This is a genomic window from Candidatus Binataceae bacterium (assembly GCA_036495685.1).
In the GTDB taxonomy this organism is placed as follows: domain Bacteria; phylum Desulfobacterota; class Binatia; order Binatales; family Binataceae; genus JAFAHS01.
This window is the reverse complement of sequence record DASXMJ010000075.1, coordinates 22,571-32,015: the sequence shown is the minus strand read 5'-3', so window position 1 is coordinate 32,015 and position 9,445 is coordinate 22,571. Positions and strand designations below refer to the sequence as shown.

The 9,445-nt window shown below is 60.7% G+C and carries 11 protein-coding genes; 2 read left to right on the top strand and 9 right to left on the bottom strand.

Going from position 1 to position 9,445, the window contains the following annotated elements; all coding sequences use genetic code 11:
- The 9 genes from VGI36_08500 to VGI36_08460 all read right to left on the bottom strand — a co-directional run.
- Positions 1-935, bottom strand: a 935-nt coding sequence (locus VGI36_08500; protein HEY2485176.1) for a hypothetical protein, incomplete at its 3' end; no start/stop codon positions are given.
- Positions 936-1,616: 681 nt separating this feature from the next.
- Positions 1,617-1,868 (bottom strand): hypothetical protein, encoded by a 252-nt coding sequence (locus VGI36_08495; GenBank protein HEY2485175.1) that lies wholly within the window; start codon positions 1,866-1,868, stop codon positions 1,617-1,619.
- A 542-nt stretch (positions 1,869-2,410) separates the two neighbouring features.
- On the bottom strand, positions 2,411-3,022 hold the full coding sequence (locus VGI36_08490; GenBank protein HEY2485174.1) for a glutathione S-transferase family protein: 612 nt from the start codon (positions 3,020-3,022) through the stop codon (positions 2,411-2,413).
- A gap of 158 nt (positions 3,023-3,180) precedes the next feature.
- Complete coding sequence (locus VGI36_08485; GenBank protein HEY2485173.1) at positions 3,181-4,419, bottom strand: RNA polymerase sigma factor; 1,239 nt, start codon at positions 4,417-4,419, stop codon at positions 3,181-3,183.
- A 77-nt stretch (positions 4,420-4,496) separates the two neighbouring features.
- A complete protein-coding gene (locus tag VGI36_08480) occupies positions 4,497-4,835 on the bottom strand; it encodes a YciI family protein (GenBank protein ID HEY2485172.1) in 339 nt (112 codons plus the stop codon).
- A 78-nt stretch (positions 4,836-4,913) separates the two neighbouring features.
- Positions 4,914-5,258, bottom strand: coding sequence for a YciI family protein (locus VGI36_08475; GenBank protein HEY2485171.1), 345 nt, complete (start codon positions 5,256-5,258; stop codon positions 4,914-4,916).
- Positions 5,259-5,335: 77 nt separating this feature from the next.
- Positions 5,336-6,136, bottom strand: a complete 801-nt coding sequence (locus VGI36_08470) for a YciI family protein (protein ID HEY2485170.1) — start codon at positions 6,134-6,136, stop codon at positions 5,336-5,338.
- A gap of 13 nt (positions 6,137-6,149) precedes the next feature.
- Positions 6,150-6,512, bottom strand: a complete 363-nt coding sequence (locus tag VGI36_08465) for a YciI family protein (protein ID HEY2485169.1) — start codon at positions 6,510-6,512, stop codon at positions 6,150-6,152.
- Between the two features lie 252 nt (positions 6,513-6,764).
- Positions 6,765-6,935: a hypothetical protein gene (locus VGI36_08460; protein ID HEY2485168.1), complete on the bottom strand. Its 171-nt coding sequence runs from the start codon at positions 6,933-6,935 to the stop codon at positions 6,765-6,767.
- A 128-nt stretch (positions 6,936-7,063) separates the two neighbouring features.
- Between VGI36_08460 and trmFO the strand changes: the two genes are divergently transcribed.
- On the top strand, positions 7,064-8,425 hold the full coding sequence (gene trmFO, locus VGI36_08455) for a methylenetetrahydrofolate--tRNA-(uracil(54)-C(5))-methyltransferase (FADH(2)-oxidizing) TrmFO (protein ID HEY2485167.1): 1,362 nt from the start codon (positions 7,064-7,066) through the stop codon (positions 8,423-8,425).
- Complete coding sequence (locus VGI36_08450; GenBank protein ID HEY2485166.1) at positions 8,422-9,372, top strand: Ppx/GppA phosphatase family protein; 951 nt, start codon at positions 8,422-8,424, stop codon at positions 9,370-9,372. Before trmFO ends, VGI36_08450 begins: the two co-directional genes overlap by 4 nt.
- The last annotated feature ends 73 nt before the right edge of the window (positions 9,373-9,445 follow it).

Below are 9,445 nucleotides of genomic sequence, written 5' to 3'. Positions count from 1 at the left end.
ACCCAAAGGTTATTAGCCGAGTCGATTGCTATATCGAACAGAGAAACCATGGCCGTCAGTTGGGCTGATTGCTGGGGGCCAAAGACAGGGCTCACAAGAATCAGTGCGGGCTGATCGATAGTTGGCGGCGTAGAAGTGGCGCTGGCAAGCTGTGCGGCGGAAAACTCCGCGATGAACGATGAGAACGGTTTCTGAGCGTCCGCGGCCGTGCACTGCCCTGTCCCCGGACAAAACAGGTTCTGCCAAACCGTATTGCCGTTTGCGATAGTCTGTGGAGCCCACAAATTACCTTGGCTGTCAAACTTCAGTCCGGAGGTGGAATTCAAACCACCAACCACGCCGTCATTAAGAAGTATCTTCGCGGGCGTAATCAGGGTGGCACCTTTAAGATTGCCAATAGCGGTAGCAGCAAATTCTACTATATTCCCCGCACCATTCGGTCCGTTCGACAGACCATTGGCGAGCCAGAGATTGCCACTGGTATCGAAAGTCATACCGATAGGACAGTTGACCGCGTTGGAGCTACCATCATCCACGATGGCAGCATCGGGAACAGGCACGCTAACGCCGGAACCGGTCGCAACGAGGGTAAGGAAGCTGTAGTACAGGATCGAATCGCCGTTGTTGCAGCCGCCGTTCGGGCCATTAAGAGAGGAAACAAACATGTTCCCGTTAAGGTCGAAGACCATACTTTGCGGACTGCTTATTACTTGATAGGTGGGTGGTGGATTTGTTGAGTTGAGGGTCATAGTGGCGTTAGGTGAACCGACACCGGTCAGGGCGCTACCGTTGTATTCCGTAAGGAAGTCCGAACCGGTCTGGGTGACATTAGGATTCCAAAGTGCAGAGCCCTGCGGTGTAGGTACCGGGGTTGCCTGGGCGTGAACCACCGCGCTGGCGGCCAGAAAAAGAGCGGCCAGAATTGCTGCTTTCATCACTAATTCCTTTCGCAAACCGCCCGTTCTATTAGCACCACGTGGTGATTCCGTCCACTTTTTGTGGGCAACGGCCTACAGTGGACCCTTGGCGAGGCTAAGAACTCCAAGTCGGTGAGGTGGGGTGACCAATTTCGCCGCAAATCTTGGCAGAGTCGGACGATTGCGAGATCGCCCCTGATAGGCGCGAGGCATGGGCCGGGCAATCGACCGGGACTAACGACAGAGCGCTTGACGAACCGTCTTCACTACACAAACGAACTGGCGAGGCGCGCGGAAGCCCGAGTCGCTCGGTGCCGCCAGCACCCGCGGCCGGCCGCAATCCGAACGAGACCATCGCGCCGAGCCATCAATAGTGGGGTAGGCTGGCACCCTCAGAAGATCGCGGGCGGACTCTATCCCGATCGCGCGCTCCAGAAACTTGAAGGCCGCGCGCGATCGCTGTTTTGCGTGGTAATCGGAATCGAACAGCCAGCAGAAATCCGCTGATCCCGTGGCTTGAGGCGGGCTTCGAAGGCTCTCCGCTTTTCTCTGGGTCTCCCTCTCGAGGGAGAGATTCTGAGAGGCGAGGATTCACCCCCCGCTTTCAAGCGGGGGTGATTGTCGCGTGCTTCGTGGTGAGGTCGAGGTTGTGGAAGAGATCAGGCTGAGAAATCTAGGCCCAGATGACTGGGGTTGCGCTCACTTTGCCAACGACGCGCGGCGGCGCCTGCGACGACGCTCGAGCAGAACCACACTGCCTCCCGCAATAGCCAGCAGCCCATATTTTAGAGGCCCGCTCAAGTCGAACTCAGGTGCTTGATAGCCTTTGCCACTGTTGCCGTTGCCGTTGCCGTAGCCGCCGTTGCCGTTGCCGCCTTTGTTGCTGGCAAACGCGCTGCCCGCCAGCGCGAAAATCAGACCCGCCAAAAAGATGATGCGTAGTGCCCTCATTAGATCCTCCTTTCCATCACATACTCGAATGGAGACTAGAATGGAGACTAGAAGGATTGGATCTTTCGAGTTGTCAGAATTCACGTTTGGTTGTTCCATGCCGGTGCGGAACGTCACCGTCCGTTCAGGGGAGTGGTTGAAATTAGAGACGGCCGTGCTGTCCAGCCCTAAATGAGGATGATTATCAACGGACCCTCGGTCGGTTCGTCTTTCGCGAGTCGCGAGCGAAGTGGAACGCGCCCACGTTGTGTTTCCCGCGTACACTCGGAGTCAAAGGTTCCCTTCTTGAGCAGAAATCAACGATACGAAACGCAATGCAGAACGTATTAGGTAAGATAAAGCTACAAAAGACGACTTTAATCAATCTGGGCAACACCCTGGCATTCACAACGCGCGTAGATCATTCTCAAACCGTTGAGCAGCTAATCTTTCGGCTGACGGTCGTTTAAGCTGGTGTCAGCCGAAAAGATAGCTCCCACTTTCGAGGCACAAGCACCCCTGTTATTTGAATGCGCGACCCGCGGCTTCCTGGGCTGGGCCGACTATTTGTAACTGCGCATCTTTTGCGCGGCCGGACGCGCCAGGCATTTTTCCAGCCATGCTTTGGCGGCCGGAACCCCGGACAGATCGACTCCGATCATCGGTGCAAGGAGCAGGACCGAGGCAACATTGAGATCGGCAACCGTGTAATCCGAACCCAGCAGATGGGGACGCCCCTTGAGGTGGTCATCAAGCACCTTGAGCGGCGCTTTGAGGGATTCCAGCGCCTCGGTTGCGGCCTGCTCGCTGCGCTGATCCTCGGGAAGCATCATGCGGTTGCGAAATACCGCGATAAGATGCGGCTCGGTCTCAGTCATCCCCCAGAAGCTCCACTGATACGCGCGGGCGCGGTCGCCGGGGTTGGAGGGCCAAAAAGGAGCCTTCCCGTACTTCTCGGCCAGGTAAAGATTAATCGCCATCGACTCCCACAGGATGGTGCCATCGTCATCGATCACCGGGATGTGTCCGTTGGGGTTGAGTTTCAGATGCTCGGGCTTGCGCGTGCCACCATCGGCAAGACCCACGGGTATGTGCTCGAATTTGAGTCCGAGTTCCTCGGCCAACCACAGCGCACGGCCTGCGCGGGACTGCGACGTGCCATAGACTTTGAGCATTGCAAAATACCTCCACCTTGGTTGCGAATTGAAACCTAATCTTTTTACCGCGCGTGTCCGCGGTTGGCTAGGCCCTTTTTTTGGACGAATTCACGCGCGGTTCCCCTCCAGCGGCGCGCTCCCTGGTAGTCGATGCGCCACGCCGCTCGAGAACGCGCCTACGACGAAACCTCCGTGAGGCGGCGTTTGAGAAAATTGCGCTCGGGATCGGAGCGGACCAGCGCAAGCGCGCGGCGGTAGCACTGCTGCGCATCCGCCAGGTGGTTGGTGCGTCGCAGGAGGTCGGCCTTGGTCGACCACATCAGGTAATAGTCGTTCAATTCGCCCCGCGCTTCGATTTCGCTGATCATCGTGAGCCCCGCTTCGGGACCTTGTGCCATCGCGATCGCCACCGCTCGGTTGAGCTCCACCACCGGGTTCGGGCGCTGTTCCAGCAGCATCGCGTAGAGCTGCGCGATGCGCGGCCAATCGGTTTGCGCAGGAGCAGACGAGCGCGCGTGTTCCGCCGCGATCGCCCCCTGGATCGCGTACGGTCCGGGAAACGGAACGTTGAACGCAGCCGCCGCTTGCATCAGGCCCTCGTCGATCTGCGGGCGATGCCAGCGGGTGCGATCCTGCTCATCAAGCAGCACCAGCTCCCCTTTCTCGTCGACGCGTGCGTCGCGCCGTGCGTCGTGGAGCAGCATCATCGCGAGCAAGCCGCGCGGCTCCGGTTCATCGGGCATCAGCTCGATCAGAATCCGCCCGAGACGGATGGCCTCGGCTGCCACATCGCGGCGCACGAGTTCGCTGCCCGCGGTCGCGGCATACCCCTCGGTGAAAACCAGGTAGACGACGGTCATGACCGCGTCGAGCCGTTCGGCCAGACGTTCCCGCGGCGGAGTTTCATAAGGAATCTTGCTCGCGGCAATTTTCCGCTTGGCGCGCACCAGCCGCTGGGCCATGGTTACGGGCGGCACCAGAAACAAGCGTGCAATCTCGTCGGTCGAGAGACCACAAAGGGTCCGTAGCGAGAGCGCGATTTGCGCCTCCTGCGCGAGCGCGGGATGACAACAGGTAAAAATGAGGCTTAGGCGTTCGTCGGGCACGGCGCTATCAGACATCGGGGGTGTCGCCGAGGCGTGCTCGGCCTCGATCATCCGGCGGACTTCATCGCTGCGTTCTGCAAAGCGCGATTGCCGGCGCATTCGGTCGATGGACTTGTTGCGCGCGACGCCGACAATCCACGCGCGCGGGTTATCCGGCATCCCATCTCGCGGCCACTGTTCCAGCGCCGCGGCAAAGGCTTCCTGGACTGCGTCTTCGGCGAGCTGGAAGTCTCCGATCGAGCGAATGACGCTGGCCAGAATTCGCCCGAACTCGTCGCGGTAGAATCTAGCGAAGGCCTCGTGTTCCATATTGCCGCTCAGATGAGGCTACCTCATCGTGCGGCACGCGCAACCTAGTGAGGGGCCGCCGGCCGGAAGCCCGCCCGCTACATCTCCCAGACCTGGCGCGCCTGGACGTTGAAGAAGGGCGGAAACTTCTTCGCCCACTCAAGCGCTTCAGCTTCAGAGGGGCATTCGATCAGGAAGTAACCGCCGACTACCTCCTTGGTCTCCAGGAAGGGACCATCGGTGACCGTCCGGCTTCCATCCGTCCCCACGCGCACCGTTCTCGCCTCAGGGCGCAGCCGAGCTGAATGCAGAAACTTGCCCTGCGCCTGCAGATCGGCGGTGAGCTTCTGAAACTGTGCAAAGATCGCTGGGTAGTCGGTTTCCTTGGCCGGCGGGTTGTTTGGATCTCCGTTCATGATCAACAACATGAATTTCATTGTGAACGCTCCACAGGCACTAAGCGTTAAACCAGCGCGCTCCGAAACCGAAGGAAGGGGCTGGCCTGCGCCCCACCCCTACATTTCCCAGACCTGGCGGACTTCAATATGGAAGAATGGCGGGAATTTCCTGGCCCATTCGATCGCATCCGCTTCAGACACGAAATCCCCCATGTAGTAGCCACCGACTGCTTCCTTGGTCTCCGTAAAGGGACCATCGACGATGACGCGTTTGCCGTCGCTGCCGAGCCTGACGGTTTTGGCCTCTGCGTTCGGACGCAGACGCGCTGAGTGAACCAGTTTCCCCTGCGCGCTGAGATCTGCGCCGATTTTCTCGAACTGCGCCAACATCGACCCCATCTGAGCCTCGGTCGGCTGCGGCAGCCTGGGGTCTCCACCTACGATCAACAGCATGAACTTCATAGCCTTCTCCTTCTTCTCAAACCGTCCTTACAAGTGACTTGCCTGCTTTGCCGGACATGAATGCACTGAGCTACGCCCTATTCGTGATAGATCCACCAGAAGCCATCCGCAGGCCGGACTTCGATGGTGTCACCGTCGCGCGGCGTTAGCTTCTCGGCCCAGCCGATGGCTTCGTCGAATGAGTCGCACGCGACGAGATTGAAGCCGCCGAGCAGCTCGCGGGTCTCGGCGAAGGGACCGTCGACCAAGCATGGCTCACCAGTGTCACGCCGGATGGTAACTGCCTCGCCGGGCGGACCCAGCCGCACGCCGACCCAAAGCCCGGGCTTTCCGTCGACCATCCCGCGCTGGGTCACGTATTCGGCGCCGACCGCCTGATGCTGGCGGATGAGTTTTTTTCTTTCTTCCGGGGAGAGGTCGGAGGCCCCGCGTCCGTCCTCCACCGAACTGAGCATGAAGATGTTCGCTTCGGCGAGTTTGGGTGAATGGGAAATCCACCAGAACTCCCGAATCGGCCGAATTTCCTCGATATGGGTGGCGTGCATGTTTTTGACTTTGCCAAATTCGATCGCCTCCTCGCGCGAGGCGAAATCGATGATGTCAAAGCCGCCCACCACTTCCTTGGTTTCGGGAAAGGGTCCGTCCGTTCGAAGGCGCTTGCCTTCGCGATTGCGCACGCTCAGGGTTTGTCCCTCACCGCCGTGAAATGGCCCCAACCCGACCGAGACAAAAATCAACCCGGTACGGCCGGCAACGACCCGCGCCCGTAACAGGTCGTTAAGCGCCTGTTGATGACAGCGAATGCGACGCTCCTGCTCGGCGGGCGGGGTGCGGCCAACCTCGGCGCGAAGCCCCGCGCCCATCATCGCGTACTTCATAGTCGTCTCTCCCTCAGTCTTGGTCCGTGCGAAAAGGGCGCACCTCTACCGAACCACGGCGTGCCCCTGGGATGCGAGCCGCCAGCGCAATTGCATCATCGGCGTTGGCGGCCTCGACAATGTAAAAACCGCCGAGCTGTTCCCTAGTTTCAGCGAACGGTCCGTCGGTCAGCATCGTCTTGCCGGTTCTCACCCGCACGGTGGTCGAAGTGGTGGTCGGCGCCAGGGGAGCCACCGGCACCTGTGACACGTGGTTCCCGGTGCGCCGGATATCGTCGGTAAAGCGCAGGTACTCGCCCATCTCCGCGCGCTGCTGTGCTTCGCTCAGGGCATCCCATTCCGCTTCGTTCTCGTAAATGAGGAGCATGTACTTCATCGTTCAACGTCGCGCGGGATCGCTCCTTTGGTCCCCGGCCCAGACGGCAGGACGAGGTCGAGCCCACGCCATGTTCGTCCCTTCGCCTCGCGCGTCCGGGCGGAGTCGATAGATCAGAGTGTTAGACGTTGCAACCACCGAAAACCCGCCGACGCGCATGATCCTTTCTTCCTGACTCGCCCTCGCCTGCTCATAGTCGAACGGGGATGCACCAGATCGACACCGCTTACGACGCAATCGTCAGATCCCTGACTAAGCCAAGGCCAGAAGCGAAGTCACCAGGTAGACAATCGCCAACAGGCCGAATGCCAATCCGGGAATTTCATTGAGCAGGCAGTATCGTTCGAAGCGGATCGCCTCGCTCCAGGCGCGATCCCTGGTGGCCAACTGCTTGAGACTTGATTCCTTGATAATTGCTTCCATCGATCTTTCCTCCGAAGGTCTCGGTCTTGAAAACCGGCTTGCTGTCCTATAGTCGAGTCGTCCGCCGCGGGATCGACAGCGGTTTACAGCGGGATCGAAAGGGGGCACGATCGGCGTCTCTCACGCGCGTGGAAAGGTCAGCCGTCAATGTTATCGGGGGAGGACTCGCAGGGAGCGAGGCCGCCTGGCAACTCGCGCGTCGCGGCCTGCGGGTGCGGCTGTCCGAGATGCGCCCGCTCAGGATGACGGAAGCCCATCAGACCGGAAATCTGGCGGAGTTGGTCTGCTCCAATTCATTGCGCAACGCGTCAATGGAAACCGCGGTTGGCGTTCTTAAGCAGGAGATGCGCCGTCTCGGCTCGCTGGTCATGCTTGCGGCGGACCGTGCGCGGGTACCTGCCGGAGCGGCGCTGGCGGTCGATCGCGAGGATTTCTCGGCTTTCATCACCGCGACGCTGCAGTCGCATCCCCTGGTTGAAATCGTGCGCGAGGAAGTCGCGGCCATTCCCGACGGTCCCACCATAATCGCAAGCGGTCCGCTCACCGGGGCGGCGTTGGGCGAGGCGCTCCATCAGCTCATCGGTCCGCGCAACCTTTATTTCTATGACGCAATCGCGCCCATCGTCACCGCGGAGACGATCGACATGAACCTCGCTTTCCGCGCATCGCGCTACGCAAAGGGAGGCGACGACTATATCAATTGCCCAATGAACGAAGGCCAGTATTACGCCTTTGTCGATGCTCTGGCGCTGGCGGAGAAGGTGGAGCTTCATCCGTTCGAGAAGCCTGTCTACTTCGAAGGGTGCATGCCGATTGAGGAGATGGCGCGCCGCGGTCCGCTGACGCTGGCTTTCGGGCCGATGCGTCCGGTGGGCTTAAGCGATCCGCGCGTAGGCAAACGTCCGTTCGCGGTGGTGCAGCTTCGCCAGGACGATCGCGAGGGACGCCTCTACAATATGGTGGGCTTCCAGACCAAGATGACCTATCCCGAACAACGGCGTGTGCTGCGAATGATCCCCGGCCTGGAGCACACAGAATTCGTGCGACTTGGCTCCCTCCATCGCAACACATTCATTGATTCGCCGCGGCTGCTCAGACCGACCATGCAGTTGCAAATGCGCCACGACCTTTTTTTGGCCGGCCAGATGGTGGGGGTCGAGGGATACGTCGAATCGGCGGCGGCGGGATTGCTCGCAGCGATCAACGCTGCAAAACTGCTCGACTCGCGTCCGCTGGTCAGACCGCCTGCCGAGACGGCGCTTGGATCGCTGGTCACCTATATCACCGATGGATCGCGCCAGAATTTCCAACCGATGAACGCGAACTACGGCCTCATGCCCGAGCTCCCGGGACGGCTGCGCGGGCGCCAGAAGAAGATCGCGATGGGTGAGCGGGCGCTGCGTGCCATCGATGAATGGATCGCGCGTAATCAGATCGAGCCCTCGACCTCCGCTTCTGCGCCAGCCGCCGCCCTTGACGATCCGCGATGAAGCTCGCGACCTTCGATATCGGCTCGAACACCGTCCTGATGCTCGCCGCCGAGGTCGACGAGCGCCGGCAGCCGCGAATCCTGGCGGAGCTTTCCCGCATCACGCGGCTCGGCCGCGGGGTCGATAAGAACGGGCGGCTCGATCCCGATTCCTGCGCGCTTACGCTCGCCGCCCTTCAGGAGTTTGCCGCAACGGCCGCGGGATTGGGCGTCGAGCGGATAGCGGCCGCGGCAACCGCTGCATTGCGCGATGCCGCCGACGGATCGGAGTTCATTGCGCGGGTCAAGGAACGCGCCGGCATCGAGTTGCAGATAATCCCCGGTGCCGAGGAGGCAGCGCTGTCACATCTGGCCGTCGTTCGCGGCCTGCGTCTGGATCCGTCGCTGGCGCTGCTGATCGTCGATATTGGTGGAGGATCGACGGAACTGATTGGTGCCGAACCTGGCGCCGAACTCAAGCTCGTGAGCCTGCAAATTGGATCGGTCCGACTCACTGAGCGATGCGTTCACAGCGATCCGCCTTCGGATGCAGACACGGCATCGTTAAGCGCCACGATCGAGGGTGCGCTGGATGGCCTGGGATGGCACTTTCGCCCGGCGTGCCTGGTCGGGATTGCCGGCACAGTGACGACGCTCTGTGCCGTCGCGCTGGGCCTGCACAGCTACGACTCGGGTGTGGTTCACGGACATCGCCTGTCGCGGGCGGAGGTCGGTCGAGTGATTGGCCTGCTTCGCTCGCTACCGCTGGTCGAGCGACGCAAGCTGCCCGGCCTTCCGGAAGGGCGCGCCGACGTCCTTTTCGCAGGGGCGACGATCCTCGAGCACATCCTGGAACGATTCGGCACCAACGAGGTCACCGTGAGCGATCAGGGAGTGCGATGGGGGCTGCTGTGGCGGGAGATCGATCGCCGCTACCCTCCTCCCAAACTGGCGGTGGACAAACCATAGAGCGCGTCTTGCCCTTAGCGTGACGATCACCCCATTGTGTGACGGCGAACATTGCCCAAAGGAAGGCTAGCCG